Consider the following 23,691-nt stretch of genomic DNA (forward strand, 5'->3'; position numbering starts at 1 on the left):
GGGCACTTGGATGCTACACTGAATTTAAAGATCTGTTAAACTTTTTTTATACCTACTGTTGACGACCTATAAACTCCGTAACACTTTTCTCTCTCTTGAATTATAAATCAGGATTATTCTGTTGTTGCTCGGCATACTCTTTAGGAGATACGCCGTAATACGATTTAAATGTGGTTGAAAAGTGAGATAAGCTGGAATATCCTAATGAATAGGCCACATCACTTATATTAAGCTTTTTATTAACTAAAATATAAGCCGCTTGCTTCATCCTTACATTCTTTATTAAATCACGTGCCGACTGATTGGTAATTTCCTTTAATTTACGATGCATATGCACACGGCTAATACCTATTCCGTCGGCAAGCATCTCTACATTTAAATCATTATTAGAAATATTATCTCTAATGATTGTCATTACTTTTTGCATTAAAATTTCGTCGTGCGACTGAATTTCAATGGGCTCCACTTGGTATTTCTCCGACTTATTTTCCGATTTAGCAAATATCTTTTTTCTATTTTCGATAAGGTTGGCAATCGATTTTTGCAGAAAGTTGGTGTTAAACGGCTTAACTAAGTACATATCGGCACCTGTTTCAATTCCTTCGGCTTTGTCCTCTTCTTTACTTAAGGCAGTAAGCAGTATTACAGGGATATGATTCGTTTCCACATTGCTTTTAATTTTTTTGCAGAAGGTAATACCATCCATTTCCGGCATCATAATATCGCTGATAATTAAATCAGGTTGCTCGCTTAACACAATAGCATGCGCTTCTTTTCCATTTTCGCACGAAACAACTTTATAGCGTTTCGAGAGCTCTGCACTAAGGTAATTTCTAATATCAATTTCATCCTCAACAACCATTATTTTATAGGCCGTTTTAGGTTTTGTACTTTCCTCAAAATCAGTTTCGGGCTGCGTGTTCTTTCTGAAAGAATTGGAGGGAGCAGGCAGTAAATTTTTGTCTACAATTAAATCCTCTTCTGGTAAATGATCTTTACCTAAAGGAATTTGAATATAGAATTTGGTGCCTATGCCATTGTCGCCATTTTCTGCAAATAGCTGTCCTTTATGTAATTCAACTAACGATCTGGATAAATGAAGCCCAATGCCTGTACCAGTAATATGCCTTGTTTCTGGTGTGTTTACCTGGTAAAAACGATTAAATACTTTTTCTAAGTCTTGTTTTTTGATACCCATACCAGAATCGGATACGGTTATTTGTGCATAAGCATGGGAGGTTTCGTTATTCTGAATTAAAGCAATGTCTACCGTTATATCACCATTGTTAGGCGTAAACTTAAAGGCGTTTGATAACAGGTTAATAATCACCTTTTCAAAGTTTAAGGGATCCATCCAAATATTAATATCCGTTTCCGCTGCATTTATATTGAATTGGATGTTTTTAGAACTTGCCATGTATTTATACGATTCACAAATTTCTTCAACAAAAGCAATTAAGTTGGTTTCTTGATATTTAACTAACATCCTACCTTTTTCTATTTTTCGCACGTCCATTAACTGGTTAATCAAACGAAAAATTCTGTTGGCATTTTGCTGCATAATAGCATATAACCTTTTGGTTTCTTTATCAGGACCTAGTTCTAATAGTTTCTCCAGAGGGTCGATAATTAAGCTTAAGGGCGTTCTAATTTCATGAGAGATATTAATAAAGAACTGCATCTTTTTTTCATTTAACTTCTCTACCTCAATTCGTTTAAATGTTTGTTTATATAATTGAAAAATAGCGAAGGTTAAAATGCCCAATAAGGATACCCATAACATTTTGGCTGCATTAGTTTTATACCAAGGTGGATGAATGGTAATGGTCAGTTTACGCGGTTCAGAATACAATTTTTTATCCACGCTTCGCACCAAAAAGTTGTAAGAACCAAAGGGGAGGTTTGTATAGGTGGCCATTCTACTCAACGAATTACTTTTTACCCAAGTCAAATCAAAACCTTCCATCATATACTCGTAACTGATGCTGGACTGTTTAGCTAATTCGGCCGAAGTAAACGAAATGGAAAATACATTGTCTTTTTCGCTAAGATGAATACTATCGGCAACGGTTATCGATTTATTTAAGATGGTATACTTCCCTGACTTATCTCCAATTTTCACGGCCTGGTTTAATCGTTCAAACCCTGTTAGCATTACTTTGGGTTTGCTGGCCTTATAATTATTATAGTCTTTTCTAACTTCTGTAATCCCATTAATTCCGCCAAAGTAAATGGACTTATTGTTGGATTTAAAAACAGAGTTTCGGTAAAATTCGTTGGCTTGAAGACCATCGGAAGCATAGTAATTAACAAAGGTATTGTTTATAGGGTTTAGTCGGCTTAAGCCAGTGTGCGTGCTTATCCATAATTGGTTGTGTTCATCTTCTTCAATGGCACAAACCACATTGCCACTCATTCCATCCTCCGATGTAAAGGTTTTAAACGTCATATCTAAGGTAGATACTTTAACTAAGCCTTTGTACGTTCCCAACCAAATATTCCCCAAAGCGTCTTGTTTTATACAATACACCACATTGCTCGGTAAATAATTTTGGTATGCATTAAAAACTGAAACACGTTGCTGTTGAGGATTGGCCAAAACAATACCATCGTAGGTGGCAATCCAAAAGTTTCTGTTCTCGTCTATAAAAATATCATTAACCCAAAGTGGTATTAAACTATTTAAGGAGTCATTCATATTTAAACCAGGAGTAAACAGGTTGGTTTTGGTGTTGAGTTGCGTAATGCCATTACCAAGCGTTCCTATCCAAAGTTTTTCTTCATTTTCTTTAATAATACATCCAATCCTGTCACCAGCAATACTATTAATGTTATCCTTTTCATTTTTAAATGTGCGTACGTCACCAGTTTGTTTGTTATACTTAATTAACCCGTTGGAATATGTTCCCACCCACAAAGTATTATCGTCCGAACTATTTAAACTAAATACATTGTTACTCACATGCTCGTTGGGTTTACTCTTAAGCTGAATATGCTCAACTGCTTGAGTGCTTTTATTTAATTTGTAAACACCATCTCCATCTGTACCAATCCAAAGTGTTTCATTGTTACCATCCAAAGCTGTAACACAACTAGAGCCTATACTATTGTCGCCAAAAGCGCGATATCCGTAATGGTTAAATATTTGTTTTGATCTAGAAAACAGGAATAAACCTTTCTGAAATATTCCCGTCCATAAATTGCCATCGTTATCATCCATTAAACAGTGAACCTTACTTTTTGAAAAGTCAAAGGTGGAGTTAGATGGCGCATGTTCTTTTAATGATTCAGATTTTTCGTCATATAAATAAAGTCCTAAACCGTCGCTTCCCACCCATAATTGCTGTTCAGAGTCAATCATCAACTTTTTAACAGGTATTTGAAATTTATTGTAACGAGGTACATGTATTCGAGTTACTTCACCAGTTTCCTTGTTCAGTTTACAGAGGCCTTCTTTTAAACTACCTATATAAATATGCCCATTTAAGTCTCCTGTGATGGAGCTAATATCATTACCCGGAATGTGAAGTGCATTATCTATAGAACTGGAATAGTTTTTTATTTCCCCAGTAGTCGGATTATAAGTATTCATCCCATCATTATCTGATCCAATCCATAAAAGGCCGTCTTTATCCTCAAATAAAGCACGAATATGAAGGCTTGAGAATTTATTATTTAAACGGGTGGAGTATTTAGGTCTTCCTGTTTCTTTAGGAATTTGAACCAGTCCGTAACCAGAAGTTGCAATCCAAATGTCGCCATTTTGGCTTTCTATTATGGCTGTTACAAAAGGATTGATTTGTTGATCTTCAATATAGATTTCAATTTCACTAAAGGTTTCTTGTTGATGGTTGTAAACTTGAACACCATTTACATATCCTATCCAAATATTGTTTTCTCTATCTTGTGTTAAGGTGGTAACGTAGTTGGCCTTTAATTGATGTTTTTCTTCTGTAAAGGTGGTAAATTGAATGCCATCAAAACGATTTAATCCATCTTCGGTAGCTACCCAAATAAAACCTAAATGATCTTGATATACATCATTAATTAGGCTATTGGATAATCCCTCATTGTAATCAAAAAACTGTTTATTCTGGGCTCCTAAACCAAATGATTTTAGGAGAAAAAAAGCAATAATTAATAGAGATATATTTTTTGTCATAGAGTGCATCATCTGTTAAAAAACTAAAATAAGAAAAAAGCACCATTTGGAGCTGTCAAAAGTGTAAAACATTTAATGTAAGTGTAATATGTTACTGTTGATAAAGAATTTGTAACGTATACTAAAACGATGTTACCAGTTTTAAAGCATCTGTAACGTCTCATAATTCCCAAAGGCGGGCTTATAGGTATGTTTGTATAACAAGTTTTAACACTTGAAAACGCAAATTAAAACATACCTATAATGACAGCATTTATTAATATACGTTTTTTCATAACAGTCACTTTATTTGTGCTGTTATTCTCATGTACTCCTAAAGATAAATATACGGACGTTACTTTAAGTTTTGAGGAAAGGGTGGAGGATCTAGTATCTCGCATGACCTTAGAAGAAAAAGTATCGCAACTGGTATATAATTCTCCTGAAATTGAAAGATTAGGAATTCCTGAGTATAACTGGTGGAATGAATGTTTACATGGTGTTGGAAGAGCTGGTGTAGCAACTGTATTTCCGCAAGCCATAGGAATGGCCGCTATGTGGGATGATAGCACCATGTTTGAAGTGGCAGATATTGTATCGGATGAGGCAAGAGCTAAACATCATGCGTTTTTAAAAGAGAATAAAAGAGGCATTTATCAAGGCTTAACTTATTGGACTCCTAATATTAATATTTTCAGAGATCCGCGATGGGGTAGAGGTATGGAAACCTACGGAGAGGATCCTTATTTATCTGGAAAATTAGGAGTGGCGTATATTAAAGGTTTGCAAGGAGACGATCCTAAATATTATAAGTTAATTGCTACAGCTAAACACTTTGCAGTACACAGTGGTCCAGAGTCTACCCGACATAGCTTTAATGTTGTACCGAGTAAATATGATTTTCTGGAGACTTATAGTCCTCAGTTTAAAATGGCTGTAGAAGATGCGAATGTATATTCAGTAATGTGTGCCTATAACCGCTACGAAGGCCAGCCTTGTTGCGGAAATACAACCCTATCTAATTTACTTAGAAATGAATGGGGTTTTAATGGATATATTGTTTCTGACTGTTGGGCTGTTAAGGATTTTTATGCACAAGATGCCCATGAAATAGTAAATACAAAAGCTGAAGCGGCGGCTATTTCAATAAAAGCAGGTACCGATTTAAACTGTGGAGATTCTTATCCTGGTTTAGTAGATGCAGTAAAAAAAGGTCTAGTTGACGAAGAGGTAATTAATACTTCTATTAAAAGATTGTTTATTGCCAGAATGAAATTAGGGATGTTCGATTATCCTAATGATGTACCATTTTCAAAAATACCATATGAAGTAGTAGATTCAAAAAAGCATCAGCAAAAAGCTTTAGAGGCAGCTCAAAAATCGATGGTGCTATTAAAGAATGAAAATTCTATTCTTCCATTCTCTAAAAAAGTTAGTACGGTAGCCGTTATCGGACCTAATGCAAATGATAAGGATGTACTACTTGGTAATTATAATGGATATCCATCCAATTCAATTACGCCATTCGAAGGAATTAAATCTAAACTTCCTAACGCTACTGTAAGCTATGCAGCGGGTTGCCACCTTGCAGATAGTCTTCCATTACTATCAGCAATACCTAATCGTGTATTATTTACCGATGAATCAAAAAGCTCTAATGGTTTAATGGGGGAATATTATAACAACAAAGCCTTTGCAGGAAAACCACAAATGCATAGAATTGATGAAAAAGTCGATTTTAATTGGTGGAACGCTTCTCCAGATGTAACCATTAACACAGATACATTTAGCGTAAGATGGACCGGTGTAATTATACCCGAAGTATCAGGTACATATGCTATAGGAATTGAGGCTTTCCCAAAGATGAGCCTTTGGATTGATGGAGAAGAAATAGTGAATTATCAGAGTGAGCACCATGCTAATAAAGAGTACGAACATATTGAATTAGAGAAAGGTAAGAGCTACCAGTTTAAGTTGGAATATGTACAGCTAAAAACAGAATATGCCAAGGTGAGATTTCTTTGGGAAGAACCAGGGAAAGACTTAAAAAACGAGGCATTGGCTTTGGCAAAACAATCTGATTTAGTGGTGATGTGTATGGGCTTGAGTGCCATGTTGGAAGGGGAAGAAATGAAGGTGAAAGTGGAAGGTTTTTCGCATGGAGATAGGGAAGATATAAAACTACCTGCAGTACAAACAGAACTGATTAAAGCAATTCATGAATTGGGCAAACCTACCATTTTAGTACTGTTAAATGGTAGTGCATTGGCTTTTAACTGGGAGGCCAAAAATATACCAGCAATTTTGGAGGCTTGGTATCCAGGACAGGCGGGAGGAGCAGCAATTGCCGATATTATTTTTGGAGACTATAATCCTTCAGGCCGATTACCATTAACTTTTTATAAGTCTATAGACCAACTGCCTGCCTTTGATGATTATAATATGGAAGGAAAAACCTATAGGTACTTTTCTGGCGAACCACTTTATGCTTTTGGTCATGGTTTAAGCTACACCAAGTTTGAGTATTCAAGTTTAAACTTACCTAAAAGTATTTGCACAGGAGAGGACTTAACTTTTTCGGTACAAGTGACTAACACAGGAGAAATGACAGGTGATGAAATTGTTCAGGTTTATGTTTCTCATCCAGATACCCACTACAAAAAAGCCATAAGAAGCTTAAAAGGATTTAGGCGCATTAGTTTAAAGCCCAAGGAGAGTAAACAGCTTGATTTTAAGTTATCTCCTAAAGATTTCGCATTACTTAATAATGAGTTTAAGTACATGCTAAGCTCAGGTGATATCCAAATTTCTGTGGGAGGCAGTCAACCTTTTTCAAACTATGCTGGTCTATCGCAGCAGGTTAAAGTGGAACTAAAAGAAGGTGAAGAATACTTGATAGAATAAAGAACAAGAGGGGATTTAAAATCACTATAAATTAAAATCTAACAAAATTTAAAAAAGATGGAAAGAAAGATTCAAACTTGAAAAGGGACAGGTAATTAAGTATTTTAATTATGCCATTGGCAATAGATCGTTATTTATCTAACAAAAATGAAATGAACCCATTAACGAGCTATAAATTATTTTAAATCTATATTTTATGAAATTTAAAGAAATGTTGAAGAAAGGGATTATGCTCATCTTTTTCGTTTGTCTGCAAATAACAATGTTTGCACAGAATATGCAAGTGTCAGGTAAGGTAGTTGACTCTACAGGAGAAGCTATACCTGGTGTTAATGTATCAATACAAGGAACCACCACAGGTACAATTACAAATTTTGATGGAATTTATACGTTAGAAGTTCCTTCAGATGCCAAGTTACAATTCAGCTTTATCGGTTTTCAACAACAAATTGTTGAAATTAACGGTCAAATGGTTATTGATGTAACCTTAGTTGAAGATCTTAAAAACTTAGATGAAGTAGTAGTTGTAGGGTATGGCTCGCAAAGTAGATCTGCCGTAACAGGAGCTATTGCAACGGTTGATTCAGAGAAAATTACGGCCGTTCCAGTAACCAATGCGGAGTCTGCATTACAAGGTAGAGCTGCAGGTATTACTGTTGCCAATAGTGGTGTGCCAGGATCTTCACCATCCGTTTTAATTAGGGGATTAGGTTCTGTAGGAAATAACTCACCTTTATATGTAATCGATGGAGTTATTGTTGGTAACCTATCTGGTATCAGTCCAAACGATATAGAATCTGTATCTGTTTTAAAGGATGCTTCTACTACTGCGGTTTATGGGGCGCAAGGTTCAAATGGAGTTGTAGTTGTTACCACCAAAAAAGGTAAATCAGGAAAAGGACAATTAAATTTTAACGCTTATACTGGTTTTCAAACCGTATCTAAAAGGTATGATGTACTAGGAACGGTAGATTACTTAAAATATGCTGCAGAATTAGGAACATTTCCGAATAGACCATTATCTACTTACAAAACCAATACAGATTGGCAAGATGAAATTTTTAGAGTAGGTATGATTCAGGATTATAACCTAAGTTATTCTGGAGGAAATGAAAATTCATCACATCTTTTCTCTGCTGAATATTTAGAGCAAGAAGGAACTTTAATTAATACTGGATTCGAACGTTACTCGTTTAGAGCTAATAGCTCAGCAAAATTCGGAAGACTTAAAGTCGGAGAATCAATGTCTGTTTCTTTTGGAAAACAAAATCCGGAGTTAAATTCAGGAGGTAGAACCGTTGTAGAACATGCGATTAAATCTGCACCTTATTTGTCTGTATATAATCCAAATAACTTAGGCGGTTTTCAAGGACCTTCTTCATCAGCAGATGGACAAGATGCTGAAAATCCAGTAAGAGTTCAAACGCATAGTGATGCCGTAAATAAAACAGTATCTATTATTGGAAATATTTACGCTGAGTTAGAAATTATCAAAGGATTAAATTTTAAAACTCAAGTAGGTTTAGATTATTACTCTTACAATAATAGCAATTTCACACCTTCTTATAGTGATGACAGTGTTGAGGGAAGTACTACGCACGCACAAAATTATGCCAGCATTGGAAGATATAGTGGTTATGGGCAAACCATCATATTTAATAATAGTTTAACATATAATAAAACCATAAATGATGTACATAATTTTGAATTATTAGCATTGGTTGAAAAATATGAAGGAAAAAACCAAAGTCAAAGTGCTAGTAGTAGAAATGCTGTTACCGATGAAGTAGATCAACTTTCTAATGAAGATTCTAGTCTTAGTTCAGGTTCTTCTGAAGTAAATAAAATTGGATACTTAGGGCGTGCAAACTATAATTATGACCGTAGATATATTGCATCTGTATCGTATCGACGTGATGCTTCATCAAGATTTGGGGCAAACAAACGTTGGGGTAGCTTTTACTCAGCATCTGCTGGTTGGAATATAGCTAAAGAGAGCTTTATGCAAGACTTAAATTTTAGTAATCTAAAATTAAGAGGTAGTTACGGTACGGTTGGTAGTGATGCTATTGGAGATTATTTATATGCTCCTTCTTTAACTGGTGGTTTTGAATATCCTATTGGTGGCGAAGTTGGATTTGGTGTAACGGCTAACGGAGGTGCAAATCAGGATTTACAGTGGGAAACTAAAGAAATGATAAACGTAGGTTTAGACGTAGGTTTATTTAATGAAAAATTCACGGGTTCTTTTGAGTATTACAAAAATACAAGTAACGACCTATTAATTTATATACCTGCGGTATTATCAAGTGGAATTAACGCTGGAAGTTTACCTGTAAATGCAGGTTCTGTTGAAACAAAAGGTTTTGAAATTATTTTAGGATATAATGATTTCGAAGGAGACTTTACTTGGTCAGCTAACTTAAACCTTGGAACTTCAAGAAACGAAGTATTAAGTTTAGGTGCAAGAGATAACATTACAGGTTCTCCTCATAAACTTGGAGGAGCCGATATTACACGTACAGTGGTAGGCGAATCATTATTCCATTTTTATGGTTTGGAATCTGATGGTATTTACCAAACTCAGGAAGAAGTTGATGCTGTATTTTGGGCAAATCCAGGGCAAAAAACTGTAAAACCAGGTGATATTCGTTTCAAAGATTTAAATAACGACGGATTGATAAATGCGGATGATAGAACTATTATTGGTAATCCATTTCCAGATATAACTTACGGTTTAAACTTAGATGCTCAATATAAAAATTTCGATATGAGTCTGTTTATTACAGGCGTTGCAGGAAACGAAATTTTTAACACCAGTACTTACGATTTAGTAGGAGGAGCAAACAGATTATTTAATGTAAGTGAAACTTACTACAAGAATAAATGGTCTGCAGCAAACCCTTCAGGAACAGAACCTAGAATTTTAGGAGCACCTCAAAACAATGGAGTATCTGACCGTTTTGTGGAAGATGGATCATACACTAGGTTAAAAAATATCTCTTTAGGCTATACCTTACCAGAGGGAATGTTAACAAATTACGTTTCAAAATTACGCTTGTATGTTAGTGCTCAAAACCTTATAACCATAAGTGATTATTCTGGTTTAGATCCTGAAATTGGAGGTGGTGAATTTGGAATTGATAGAGGTAGATATCCACAACCTAAATCTGTTTTGGTAGGAGTTCAAGTTTCATTTTAGAAATTAAACAATTATGAAAAAATATATATTTATAGTTATAGCACTTTTCGGAATTATTTTAACCTATTCTTGTTCCGAAGACGATTTGGAGTTGTCAAACCCAAATCAATTATCACCAGATACTTTTTTCTCTACTGAGTCTCAAGTAGAATCAGCAGTAAATGCAGCTTATGCAAATTTACAACCATTCGGCTTGTATGGTAGGTTGATGTTTTATATGTTAGACAATATGTCTCATGAACAATCTGGTAACGGACAGCAAGAAGGTGACAAAGTAACCTTTGCCGATTTTTCATTCGATTCAAGTTTAAATTCTATCAAAGATTATTGGGATGGATGTTATAGAGGTATTAATAAAGCAAACTTCGTAATTGCCAATGCCGATAAAATTAATGCATTGCCAGAAGGTACATTAAGCGCTGCTAAAAAAGCCAAATTTATAGGTGAAGCACGTTTTTTAAGAGCACATTATTACTGGCTTTTAGTAACTCGTTATGGAGGAGTTCCTATTTATTTAGGTGATGGAACAGATAATCCATTAGGTCAAGCAAGAAGTTCAAAAGCAGATGTTATTAATTTAATTATATCCGATTTAGCATATGCTTCTACTCATTTATTAGATAAAAGTATAGAAACTCCAGGTAGAGCAACAGTGGGCGCTGCACATGCCTTTTTAGGAAAAGTATACTTATATGAAAAGTCTTATGATTTAGCTTTAGCTGAGTTTAAGAAACTATCGGGTTACGCGCTTGAAACAAATTACTACGATAATTTTATGGAGGAAACGGAGCATGGTATCGAATCAATTTTTGAAGTTGAGTACGATATCGCTTTAGGAACCGAGCAATTTTGGTGGTCTCCAGTTAATGGAACAGGTCCAAACCACTGTACAATGAGAGGTCAAGATTATGGCGTGTTAAATTGGTTTAACGTATATCCATCAGATGATTTAGTGGCTGAATTTGAGTCAGGAGATAATAGGTTTGCCGGTTGTTTTTATGTAGTAGGAGACACATATAACAATGGAGAAAATACTTTTGTAGAATCAGATTTTGCTGAAAATGGAGGTAATATTAGACCTGTAGCTTGGAAAAAATATCAAAATTATTACAAGCAACCTTCTGAGAATAACGAATCAGGAATTAATGTGAAAATCATCCGTTATTCTGATGTTTTGCTAATGATGGCAGAGTGTGAAAATGAAGTTGGTACTCAAGCTACAGCGGTTGGATATATTAATGATGTTCGAGAAAGAGCTGGCTTAGCTGATTTAGCAACAAGCCTGTCTAAACAGCAAGTGTTTGAAGCCATTGTTCATGAGCGTAAAGTTGAGCTTTGTGGTGAGCAGGTACGTTTTGATGATATGATTAGATGGGGAATTGTGGCAACAGAGTTGGCAGGTACCAATTTCCAAGAAGGAAAACATGAATTATACCCAATACCAGATGCTGAGATTAGCTCTAATGCCAATATCTCTTCTAAGGATCAAAATCCTGGGTACTAGCATTTGAGTCTTAATTTAAATGGTTAATAGTTTTTAGTAATGGTGAATAGTAACCATCACCATTACTAAAGCTTTTTAAAATAGAGGATAGCCTTTTAATTGAATAAACTTCCGAAAAATTGCTTATTCAATGATGTGCTATTCTTATTAAAAAATAATTATTAATAAAATACATTATGAAAATATATAACATTGTAGGCTTATTATGTGTGATTATATCTTTTTGGTCTTGCTCAGACGATGATGAGGTAGAAGCAAAGCTACAGCAACCCACATTTACAATTACACAATCAGAGGATAATTCAGCACTTTATTATTTCGAGAACACGACTCCAAATAAAGATCAATTTTATAGTTATTGGGAATTTGAAGTTGCAGGTGAAAAAGCGGCAGATTTAGCAGGACCGGTAGAGCATACGTATAAAGTTGATGGAGATAAATTGGTTACTTTAACTATGGTTAGTAGTGTTGATGCATTACAAGCTTCAGAAACTATTTCTGTAACAGTACCAGTGGATGAAGGATATCCTGAAAATGCTGAAAACTTATTGGTTAATGCTTACTTGGTTGAAGGTAGCGGCGATGATTTTGATAATTGGGCTAAGCAGAATGGAGGAGATAGAATGTCTGCAACAACTGATGCACTTATTGGTGGAAGAGCAATTTACGTTAATAACGCAGCAGCAGGAAATGCATGGGATGCACAATTGATAAGTGATGCTATTGAAACTGTTGTAGGTGACGAGTATACTTTTTCTTTCTGGGCTAAGGGTGAGGGTGTAATAAGATTTTCAACAACACCTAGTGCGCAATATGGACCAGATTATACATTAACTTCAGATTGGCAACAATACTCTTGGACAATTACAGCTAACGAAGCTAATACTAGCATTGCGCTTGATATGGGAGCAGCAGCAGGTTCTTTTATTATTGATGTAATTGAAGCTGTAAAAGGAGCCGAAGCATTGCCATTACCGGGTGATAATGGTTTAATACTAAATGGTGGATTCGAAGAAGGAGAAGGTGATGAGTTTACAAATTGGGCGGTATATAATGGAGCCGTTAGTGAAGAAACTGAAAATGTTAAATCAGGCTCAAGAGCAGTTTATGTGAACAATGCAGCTGATGGAAATGCATGGGATACCCAATTTGTAAGTGATGCTGTTGAAACAGAAGTTGGTGCAGATTATACTGTTTCATTTTGGGCAAAAGGAGATCCTTGTGCTGTTCGTTTCTCTACAAAACCTGATGCAACTGCATTATATGGGCCTGACTATACCGTTACAGAAGATTGGACACAATTTTCGTGGACATTTACCGCAGTTGAAGCTATGACAAACATTTCACTTGACATGGGTGCAACAGCAGGTTCTTTTGTATTAGACGATGTTAAAATGTCAAAGGACTAATTAATTAATAACGAAAAGAATAAATTATGAAAATAAGTAAGCTGATACTTTTATTATTTACAGCACTTTTAGCTTTTTCTTGTTCAGAAGATAAGGAAGAAGAGTTTGTACCTCCTGTAAATATTCAGGCATCATTTGAGTATACTATTTCTGAAGCAGATCCATTTGTAATACAGTTAAATAATACAACGGAAGGAACAGTTTCTTTTACCAGTGTATGGGATTTTGGATTGGGAAATGGTTTAGAAGATGATATGCCAGGAATCGAGGAAGTTCGATACAATGAAACAGGAGAGTATGTTGTTAAATTGTATGTGATCTATGATGGATTAACAACTATAGATAGTAAGATGGTTAAAGTGGATGAAAATGGAATTTGTCCAGATGGATTTTGTGGAAATGCTGATGATTCAAGTTTAAAAGCAGCAGCAACTACTTTTTCAGTTGGAACAATTACACGATCAGGATGGGTAACTGCCGGAGGAAAGCACACTGATATTTTAAAGAAGGAGTTTAACAATTTAACTTCGGAATATGAAATGAAAATGAATGTGATGTATCCTTCAGAAGGAAGTTACAATTTTAGTGCTGGAGATGCCATTGTTGATTTTGCAATGGCAAATGATATGAATGTTCATGGTCACGCTTTAATATGGCACAATGCAACGCCTTCTTGGGTTCAAAATTTTTCAGGTACCAATGCTGAATTTGAAACCATGGTGGAAGATTATATTACTACCACTGTTACTAGATATAAAGGAAAGGTACGCTCTTGGGATGTTGTAAATGAAGCATTGGAAGATGGAAGTGGAAACCCTTTAAGAAACTCTGTATTTAGACAAAAAATGGGAGACGACTACATTAGAAAATGTTTCCAATTTGCTCGAAATGCCGATCCTGATGTATTGCTTTTTTACAACGATTATAATATGGCATCTAGTTCTGGAAAAAGAGCAGCTATGTTTGATTTGGTGGATGATCTTGGAGATTTGATTGATGGAGTAGGCGGTCAAATGCATATTTCATATGATGGACCTTCAGCTTCTCAAATTCAAAGTTTAGCAGATGGTGTTGTTTCAAGAGGTTTAAAACTTCATTTTGCTGAATTAGATATTAGAGCAAATCCTAATAAAGATCAAACATCATTAACTTCTCAGAGAGCTGAAGAACAAAGAGCAAAATACAAAGAGGTGGTGAAAATCTACAACTCAATTCCTTTGGATAATAAATTTGCTTTAACTGTTTGGGGAGTAAGAGATAATGAATCGTGGTTGATAGATTTTTGGGGAGCTCAAGACTGGCCTTTATTGTTCGATAAAAACTACAATAAAAAATCAGCTTATTTCGGATTCTTAGAAGGTTTACAATAATTAAGATTAAAGAGTCAATTAGCTGTTGACCAGCGATTGTTAGAGTTATAAATTAATATTCCACGGTATTAATAAAATGGTTTAAGCATGTCAACGGGAACATGTTTATATTTCGATCCATGAAAATCAAGAGGGTGTTCATTAAATTGAACATCCTCTTTAAATAAAAAAAATGAAAGCAAAATATCTTATAAAACAAGCTTGCATAATGCTGATTTTTATGTGTTTTATAGCGTGTAATAATTCTAAAATAAAAAAAGAGAATATTGGGTTAAAGAATGCAGCAACTTTTCCAATAGGTACAGCAATAAATATTAGTACCTTACTTAATGATGCTAAACTTCAAAAATTACAAATTGAAAATTTTAATAGCATTACAGCAACAAGTGATATGAAAATGCATGCCATTTTACCTGCTGAAAATAAGTACAATTGGAAAACAGCTGATACTATACTGTCTTACGCAAAAAAACATAAGCAAAGATTATTTGGTCATAATTTAATTTGGCATAGTTCTACCCCAAAATGGGTGAGCGAAAAGGGTGAAAAAGATAGTGTTTGGCTGGATGATTTTATGCAACAGTATATCAAAACGTATGTAAACCGCTACAAAGGTAAAGTAGCTGCTTGGGATGTAGTTAATGAAGCTTTTGAATCTAGTGGAGGAAATTACAGAGAATCGTTTTGGTATAAAAATCTAGGTAAGAGTTATATAGAGAAAGCTTTTAGGTATGCACACGAAGCAGACCCCAATGCAGTATTGTTTTATAACGACTTTAATATTGAAAGAGATACAGTTAAGTTAAATGCTGTGTTGGATATGGTAAACGAATTTAAGGCCAAAGAAGTCCCAATTTCCGGAATAGGTTTTCAAATGCATATTAGAATGGATATTCCTGACGAAATAATCGCCTATTCGCTTAAAAAAGCTGCGGCAACAGGTTTACAAATACATTTATCTGAAGTTGATATTATTTTTAATACACATAATGATGAACGATTAGGCGGTATTCAAAACTATAGTGTTTTAAGAGATGAAATGAAACAAGCACAAGCCGAGAAGTATAAAAATCTGATTAGAATGTATAAAGAAATTGTGCCGAAAGAACAACAATTTGGGGTTACTTTTTGGGATTTTACAGATAGAGACTCTTGGATAAAGGGCTTTTTTAATATGAAAGATTGGCCTTGTATTTATAACGATAGCTTACAGCCTAAACCAGCCTATTATGGTGTGCTAGATGGATTATTACAATAAAAAAACAACATGGATAATAACACAAATAAAATATCGGTAATCGAAAAAATAGGGTATAGTCTAGGGGATTTGGCTGCTAACCTAATCTTTCAAACGCTAATGACCTTTTTAGCATTTTTCTACACGGATGTATACAAAATTCCACCAGCTAGCGCTTCTGCTATCATATTTTCAGGGGGTATGATTGGGGCTTTTTTTAATCCTATTATGGGAGCCATTGCAGATCGTACCAATACCCGTTGGGGGAAATTTAGACCATGGATTTTATGGACAGCCGTACCTTTTGGAGCAATGGCGATTTTTGCCTTTAGTACACCTAATTTTGGTCCACAAGGTAAAATTGCTTATGCCATGATCACCTACGTTTTGTTGGTGTTAGTTTATTCGGCTAGTAACTTGCCATATTCTGCCTTGAGTGGAGTAATTACAGGTGATATGGCTGAGCGAAATAGTATTTCTTCCTATCGTTTTGTGGCGGTAATGGTTGCACAGTTTACCATTCAGGGACTACTGTTGCCGTTAGTGCTAATTTTTGGAGAAGGTGATAAAGCACTTGGCTTTGAAAAGGTAATGACAGTATTTGCTGTGGTAGGTGTTATTTTCTTACTGATTACTTTTTTTACCACCAAAGAAAGAATTGTTCCTACGCAGGATCAAAAATCATCATTAAAGGAAGATTTAGGCGATTTATTTAAAAATAAACCCTGGATTGCTATGTTGGTGCTTACCATTTTAGTTTTTATAACGCTCGCACTTAAAGGGGGTATGTATATTTATTACTTCGATAATTATCTGGATGAAGCTGCATTAGCCTCTTTTTTAAATAAAGTGGGTTTTATCGATTTTATTGAATATCTAAAGGTGTCGTTTTCTGGTTTTGATTGGCCTAAAGATCCTGTAACATCTGCATTTAGTTTGTTTAACGCGGGCGGAATCATTTTTATGATTGTAGGTATTGGTTTTTCAAAACCATTGGCCGATAAATTTGGAAAGCGTGATGTATTTGTAGTTGCTTTAATCATCTCTACATTATGTGTTTTAGCATTTTGGTTCTTTCCTGCGGATAAAATCGGGGTTGTTTTTATATCTCAGATATTACATGGTTTTTTCTATGGTATTACCATCCCATTACTATGGGCTATGATTGCCGATGTAGCTGATTATTCTGAGTGGAAGAATAACAGACGTGCTACAGCCATTATTTTCTCAGCTATGATATTTGGATTAAAAGCAGGTTTAAGTATTGGAGGTTCTTTAGTTGCTGGCATATTAGCAGGATATGGTTACAATGAGCAATTAGTTACTCAAGCTCCTGAAACTGTAAATGGAATTAAACTATCGGTAAGTGTTTTTCCAACCATCACGTTTTTAGCCAGTGCTGCATGCCTTTTCTTTTATGAGATTAATAAAAAAATGGAAGTGCAAATAGAAGAGGATTTAAAATCTCGCAGAAATTAATTTTAAAAAAAAAAGACACATGAAACGACCAAACAAATTCAATTAATAGAGTTTCACAAAGGGCAATGATTGAATTTATTTGGGAGTTCCATCTGACAAATAAAATAAATTTAAACAGATGAATTTAAAGACAACATTATCATATATACTAGTAGGAATAATAGCATTAGGTTCAATTTCTTGCCAAACTACTGCAAAAAAAACTGAAGTTAAATCGACCTCTCTTGCACAAACATTCGAAGGTAAGTTTTTAATAGGAACAGCCTTAAATACAGCTCAAGTTTTAGGTGAAGATACATCATCCTTAAAAGTTGTTGGAACTCATTTTAATTCAATTGTGGCCGAAAACTGCATGAAAAGCGAGGTGCTTCAACCACAACAGGGTTTATTTGACTTTAAACAAGCAGATGGTCTTATAAAGCAAGGAGAGCAAACGAACTCTTTTGTTGTGGGACATACTTTGGTTTGGCATTCGCAAGCTCCTGCGTGGATTTTTGTGGATAAAGCAGGCAACGAGGTATCTAGAGATACATTAATTGAAAGAATGAGAACCCATATCGCAACCGTTGTTGGACGCTACAAAGGTAAAGTTCATGGTTGGGATGTGGTTAATGAAGCTTTAAATGAAGATGGTACTTTACGTGAAAGTAAATGGTACAACATAATTGGACCTGACTTTATAGAGCTGGCTTTTAAATTTGCCCATGAAGCTGATCCAGAAGCTGAGTTATATTACAATGATTATAACATGTATAAACCGGAAAAGCGTGAAGGGGCAATTAAGCTAGTTAAAAGTTTAAAAGAAAAGGGAATTAAAGTAGATGGCATTGGTATGCAAGCTCATTATGGTTTAGATATGGAAGTAACTTCCGATATTGAAGCAAGTATTAAAGCTTTTGCTGCTGCAGGTGTGCATGTAATGATTACCGAATTAGATGTATCCGTTTTACCTTTCCCTGCAGAGGAACTAACTGCAGAGGTGAGTCAGTCTTACGAAAATAAGCCTGAGTTCAACCCATATGTTACTGCAGTACCTGACTCAATTCAACAGGCTTTAGCTAATCATTATGTAGACTTATTTAAAGTTTACTTGAGGAATCATGATAAAATTAGCAGAATTACTTTTTGGGGAGTTAATGATAGTCAGACTTGGCGTAATTACTGGCCTATATCTGGACGTACTGATTACCCTTTATTGTTTGATCGTAACAATCAAACCAAACCTGCTTATGATGCCCTTATTGAGTTAAGCAAAAATTAAGATACAACTATATTAAAGTGGTGATTATTGATAAGAAGATAGTCACTATGAGAAAAATATAACAACATGAAACGACCATGCAAATTTGATTATCCAATTTACACACAGGAGGATGATTAAATTTATTTGGGAGTTCCATCTGACCATTGAAAAATAAAATTTAAACAGATGAAAAAAGCCAAATATTTAGTTAAAGATTTATTTACAGCTGATCCTTCAGCTCACGTTTTTAATGATAAATTATTCATCTATCCTTCTCATGATTTTGAGTCGGGAGTTCCTGAAAATGATAATGGTGATCATTTTAATATGCGCGATTATCACTCTTATTCTATGGATACTATAGATGGGGAAATTACAGATCATGGAGTGATATTAGATGTGGAGGATGTACCATGGGCAAGCCGTCAAATGTGGGATTCTGATGTGGCAGAAAAGAATGGTAAATATTATTTATATTTCTCGGCGAAGGATTATAATGATGTTTTTCATATAGGTGTTGCAGAAAGTGATACGCCAGAAGGGCCATTTGTTCCTCTTACTCATCCAATGCGTGGTAGTTATAGCATCGACCCATGTGTTTTTAAGGATGATAATGGTGATTACTTGATCTATTTTGGCGGTATTTGGGGAGGACAGTTGCAGCGCTATCGAAATAACAAAGCCATTGAGTGTGGTGCTGAACCAGCAGATAGCGAGCCTGCTCTAAACCCTATAGTGGCAAAGTTAAGCGATGATATGTTGGAGTTTGCCGAAGAACCTAAACAGTTGGAAATTATTGATGAGGAAGGCAAACCTCTTTTAGCAGGAGATCATGATCGAAGATTCTTTGAAGCTTCATGGATGCATAAATACAAGGATAAGTATTACTTTTCTTATTCAACAGGAAACACACATTTGCTGTGTTATGCCACAAGCGATAGTCCTTATGGGCCATTTGTATATCAAGGGGTGATATTAACACCTGTAGTTGGTTGGACGACCCATCATTCCATTGCCGAATTTCAAGGAAAGTGGTATTTGTTTCATCACGATTGTGTTCCTTCGGGAGGTAAAACATGGTTACGCAGCATGAAAGTGGTAGAGTTGGAATACAACGAGGATGGAACCATTAAAACGATAGAAGGTGAAGAATAACAGAAGAACTTTCATTCAATATTTATTCCTTGCCTGTATTGTATTCAGTGTTGTTGCCTGTGGAAATAAAGAAGGGAACTCGCAAGAAGTAATTCATAACCCAGTACTGCCTGGGTTTTATCCCGACCCTAGCATATGCAGGGTTGGTGATGATTTTTATATGGTAAATTCTACCTTTAGTTACTTTCCTGGTATCCCAGTTTTTCATAGTCGCGATCTGACCAATTGGAAACAAATTGGGCATGTTCTCAACCGTCCGTCTCAAATTGATTTGGAAGGTTTAGGTGTTTCTCAAGGAATTTTTGCGCCAACAATAAGGTATAATAAGGGTACATTTTACCTTATAACAACTTTAGTCGGGAAAAATGGTAATTTCTTTGTCACAGCAAAAGATCCCTCAGGCCCTTGGTCGGATCCGGTATGGCTTCCTGAAATTGATGGGATAGATCCGTCTATTTTTTTTGATGATAATGATAGTTGTTACATTGTTAATAATGGACCAGCTCCTAATAACGAACCATTATATGAAGGTCATCGTGCTATTTGGATTCAGCAGTTTGATTTGAATGCAAATAAACTTGTTGGAGAACGAAAGATTATCGTTGATGGCGGATCTGATATTGGCAAAAAGCCAATATGGATTGAAGGTCCTCATATTTATAAAAAAGAGGGTAGTTATTTTCTGTGTGCTGCAGAGGGAGGAACTGCTGAAGATCATTCGCAAGTAGTATTTAAAAGTAAATCCGTTTGGGGGCCTTGGCAGTCATTTTCAGGTAATCCCATTTTAACACAAAGTACCCTTCCTGTAGATCGTCCACACCCAATAACTTGTACAGGTCATGCGGACCTAGTGGAATTACCTAATGGTAACTGGTGGGCTGTTTTTCTTGGTTGTCAGCCTTATGATCCATCGAATGAAAATTATTTCAATACAGGTCGAGAAACATTTATGGCACCAGTTGATTGGACTTTAGGTTGGCCAATTATCGGCGAAAAAGATAAGGCGTTAAAACGTGAATATCCTAAGCCTATGTTGGACGAATATGCACCTGAAGGTTATCAAGCTTTGAATGGAGCATTTACAGTAAGGGATAACTTCGAAAAGGATACGCTTTCGTTAATTTGGAATTTTTTGCGCGTTCCGACGGATGATTGGTATGAATTAGAAAATGAAAAGTTGGTGATTGAATGTCGCCCAGTGCCATTAACCGAAGCTGGGAATCCTTCTTTCATCGGTCGGCGACAGCAACACGCTTTTTGTTCATCAACGGTTAGTCTGAATTTTCAAGCGCAAAATCCAAAAGAAGCAGCAGGATTAACGGTTTTTCAGAATGAAAATCACTTTTATGGCTTACTCGTTTCTAAATCAGAAGGACAAGATATTGTTCGGTTCGTCAAAACAGAAGAAGTATTGGCTGAAATGCCCATTGCAGACGAAGACTTTGACGGCTCCATTCAATTGCGTATAACAGCTCGTGGTAATTCATACGATTTTGATTATAGTACGATTGATGGAGAATGGGTTTCTATTGCTGCTAATATGGATGCTACTTTTCTGAGTACACGTACCGCTGGCGGTTTTGTAGGCGCTTATTTTGGCATGTATGCCTTTGGAGATTTGGGTAATCAGGCTGCTTTTGAGTGGTTTGAATATTCGGGTAAATAGAGAGGGTTATTTAGCGTGAACCCATGAAGTCATTTTATGCCAGCGGCGGTCTTTTTTGTTTACTCGACTGAAGGAAGAAAGTAAAAGCCTGTCTGGCTTGAAGACAAGGTTCTGCATTATATAAGCATAAAGATTTTGTTGGGTACTTGTGAAAGACTAACACTAATAAAAGTCTGTGGTGAAAATTAAATAGTATAAGTGGAAGTTCTAGTGGTATAGCAAAAACGTAATTCTTACTTGGGGAATATAATATACCATTAGGCTTTTGCTTACTGTATAGAAACTCAAATTATAATTAAAAACCATGCGTTATTATATACTGATTACCTTTGTTTTACTTGCTACATTTCTTAAACCTTGTGAATTATTTGCGCAAGAATATAGTATCTCCACTCAAAAAGATTGTTTGCATCAATACGCTGGTCATTGGGTGAGTACCATTCATCCTAATACCGATTCTATAGCACCCATTCCGCATCTTAAGATGATTAATACATCTAACTTTAATCATCATTCTTTAAACGTAGAAGTACTGCAATTTAAGGATGATTTGTATCAACCCATTTTACAGGAATTAATTGGTTATGATATTCTAAGTCAGAAGATTTTTGCCTCTGGGCACAATGCAAAGGGAGAATTCTTTACAGGTAAAGGCGGCTTTATTTCTCCATCAGAATGGCATATGCAAGATTCTGACTTAAAGGGTAATAAGACAATAAGTGTCGTTTTTAATTTTATGAGTCAAACCGATGTTGTTGTAGAAGGTTTTAATACTGATAATAAGAGTATATGGAAGACCAGGTATATCAAGCAAAATCCGAAAGATAAAAATATAGGTATTCAGTTAGTATCTGTGAAAGAGGCAATAGAAATAGCTCCATTAAAAACCTTAGAACAATTAAGTAGGATGGGATTTAGCTACGTGGAGACTTTTGTATACGACAAGGGTCTTTTTTATGGTATGAGCCCTGCCGAATTTAAGCAAGAAGTAGAAAAAGTAGGGATGAAATTTATAGGTTCCATGACCTTTTATGATAAACCGAGTAAGGACAAATGGGATGAGGCTTTAAATTGGTGGAACAAGTGTATCATAGATCATAAAAAAGCAGGAGTAAGTTACATTTCAACATCGAATCATCAATTGAAGCAAGTTAAAACAAAAGCTGAGTTACTGGAGTATTGCGATTATTATAATAAGGTTGGGGAGCTATGTGCCGAAAATGGAATCAACTTCGTGTATCATAATCATAGTGATGAATTTTTAGAGGTGGAAGATGTTATCATTTATGATTATTACCTCCAAAATACCAATCCCCAATGGGTATTCTTCCAACCTGATTTTTACTGGATGCACATAGGTGGCGCCAATCCAATTTTTTACTTCAAAAAATACCCCAATAGATTTATTAGTTGGCATGTAAAGGATTTTCAAGAATTAGGTAGAAGTGGGAAAATAGATTTTGATACGATATTTATTTTCAGCAAAATAGCAGGACTTAAACATGTAATTGCAGAGGTGGAAGATTATAATTATCCTCCTATATACAGTATCAATTTGGCATGGGAGTATTTGTACTATAATAGTTTAAAAGATGAATAAAGCTTTATTGATTGTTGTTTTTATTATTTTCTCATTAGTAGATATGTGCGCACAAGATCAATTTAAATTATTGCTATTTACACATCATGACGAATGGCATTCTGAATGTATTCCTGCAGCTGTTCAGGCTTTTGAAAAGATGTCGGAAGAAAATCAATTTCATTTTGATTGGACACAATTACCCAAAGAACTAGAAACTAAGTTACCCGAATATGATATTGTGGTATTTGTAAATGCGAATACAGATGTGTTAGATAGTGCTCAAATACAAGCCTTAAAACGTTTTGTAAATCGAGGGGGTGGTTTTGTAGGAATACATGCCGCCTCTGCTGCAAAAATAAGAAACGAATGGTTTGATGGATTAATTGGCGGCGTTTTTACAAACCATCCAAAATTTCAAACAGCTCTTGTAGAGGTAAAGGAAGGTACTCATCCTTCAGTTTTACACTTACCTCAAAAGTGGCTTTGGAGCGATGAATGGTATAATTTTGAAAAAATAGAAGTAGATAAGCTTAACGTGGTTTTAACCGTGGATGAAACATCTTACGATTATTCGGCAGGTTATGATGATATTCCGCTTAGTGGAATGGGAGATGAACATCCTATAGCATGGTATCATGAGTATGAGGGAGGAAGAGTTTTTTATACATCTCTAGGTCATAAACCTGAAGTATATAAAAATAACAATTTTTTAAAGCATATATTAGGTGCCATATATTGGACATTAAATGAAAAATAATACCGAATTATACTATTTGCGAAATGATTTTATTTAAACGTT

General features: G+C 35.3%; 13 protein-coding genes. 12 read left to right on the forward strand and 1 reads right to left on the reverse strand.

Annotated features, from left to right (window positions below; genetic code table 11):
• Positions 1-100: 100 nt before the first annotated feature.
• On the reverse strand, positions 101-4,162 hold the full coding sequence (locus A8L32_RS13290) for a hybrid sensor histidine kinase/response regulator (protein ID WP_158027244.1): 4,062 nt from the start codon (positions 4,160-4,162) through the stop codon (positions 101-103).
• Positions 4,163-4,405: 243 nt separating this feature from the next.
• Here A8L32_RS13290 and A8L32_RS13295 point away from each other — a divergent pair, with 243 nt between their 5' ends.
• The 12 genes from A8L32_RS13295 to A8L32_RS13350 all read left to right on the forward strand — a co-directional run bounded on the left by A8L32_RS13295 (position 4,406) and on the right by A8L32_RS13350 (position 23,649).
• Complete coding sequence (locus A8L32_RS13295; RefSeq protein ID WP_075590717.1) at positions 4,406-7,045, forward strand: glycoside hydrolase family 3 protein; 2,640 nt, start codon at positions 4,406-4,408, stop codon at positions 7,043-7,045.
• Between the two features lie 196 nt (positions 7,046-7,241).
• Complete coding sequence (locus tag A8L32_RS13300) at positions 7,242-10,247, forward strand: SusC/RagA family TonB-linked outer membrane protein (RefSeq protein ID WP_075590718.1); 3,006 nt, start codon at positions 7,242-7,244, stop codon at positions 10,245-10,247.
• 13 nt (positions 10,248-10,260) lie between these two features.
• Entirely contained in the window at positions 10,261-11,751 is a 1,491-nt protein-coding gene (locus A8L32_RS13305) for a RagB/SusD family nutrient uptake outer membrane protein (protein WP_075590719.1), read from the forward strand.
• A gap of 176 nt (positions 11,752-11,927) precedes the next feature.
• Positions 11,928-13,160 (forward strand): carbohydrate binding domain-containing protein, encoded by a 1,233-nt coding sequence (locus A8L32_RS13310; protein ID WP_075590720.1) that lies wholly within the window; start codon positions 11,928-11,930, stop codon positions 13,158-13,160.
• Between the two features lie 26 nt (positions 13,161-13,186).
• Entirely contained in the window at positions 13,187-14,530 is a 1,344-nt protein-coding gene (locus tag A8L32_RS13315) for an endo-1,4-beta-xylanase (RefSeq protein WP_075590721.1), read from the forward strand.
• 172 nt (positions 14,531-14,702) lie between these two features.
• The gene (locus A8L32_RS13320; protein ID WP_083631327.1) at positions 14,703-15,788 is read left to right on the forward strand and encodes an endo-1,4-beta-xylanase; all 1,086 of its coding nucleotides are present in this window, start codon (positions 14,703-14,705) and stop codon (positions 15,786-15,788) included.
• 9 nt (positions 15,789-15,797) lie between these two features.
• Complete coding sequence (locus A8L32_RS13325) at positions 15,798-17,246, forward strand: MFS transporter (RefSeq protein WP_075590722.1); 1,449 nt, start codon at positions 15,798-15,800, stop codon at positions 17,244-17,246.
• A 118-nt stretch (positions 17,247-17,364) separates the two neighbouring features.
• Complete coding sequence (locus A8L32_RS13330; protein WP_075590723.1) at positions 17,365-18,507, forward strand: endo-1,4-beta-xylanase; 1,143 nt, start codon at positions 17,365-17,367, stop codon at positions 18,505-18,507.
• A 168-nt stretch (positions 18,508-18,675) separates the two neighbouring features.
• Positions 18,676-19,644: a glycoside hydrolase family 43 protein gene (locus A8L32_RS13335; RefSeq protein ID WP_075590724.1), complete on the forward strand. Its 969-nt coding sequence runs from the start codon at positions 18,676-18,678 to the stop codon at positions 19,642-19,644.
• The gene (locus A8L32_RS13340) at positions 19,634-21,310 is read left to right on the forward strand and encodes a glycoside hydrolase family 43 protein (RefSeq protein WP_198931781.1); all 1,677 of its coding nucleotides are present in this window, start codon (positions 19,634-19,636) and stop codon (positions 21,308-21,310) included. Before A8L32_RS13335 ends, A8L32_RS13340 begins: the two co-directional genes overlap by 11 nt.
• Before the next feature lie 304 nt (positions 21,311-21,614).
• Positions 21,615-22,910 carry a sugar phosphate isomerase/epimerase family protein gene (locus tag A8L32_RS13345; RefSeq protein WP_083631328.1) on the forward strand — a complete coding sequence of 432 codons (1,296 nt, stop codon included), beginning with the start codon at positions 21,615-21,617 and terminating at the stop codon, positions 22,908-22,910.
• Positions 22,903-23,649 carry a ThuA domain-containing protein gene (locus A8L32_RS13350; RefSeq protein ID WP_075590725.1) on the forward strand — a complete coding sequence of 249 codons (747 nt, stop codon included), beginning with the start codon at positions 22,903-22,905 and terminating at the stop codon, positions 23,647-23,649. The genes A8L32_RS13345 and A8L32_RS13350 overlap by 8 nt, the downstream gene beginning before the upstream one ends.
• The last annotated feature ends 42 nt before the right edge of the window (positions 23,650-23,691 follow it).

The organism is Labilibacter marinus (genome assembly GCF_001659685.2).
Taxonomy (GTDB): domain Bacteria; phylum Bacteroidota; class Bacteroidia; order Bacteroidales; family Marinilabiliaceae; genus Saccharicrinis; species Saccharicrinis marinus.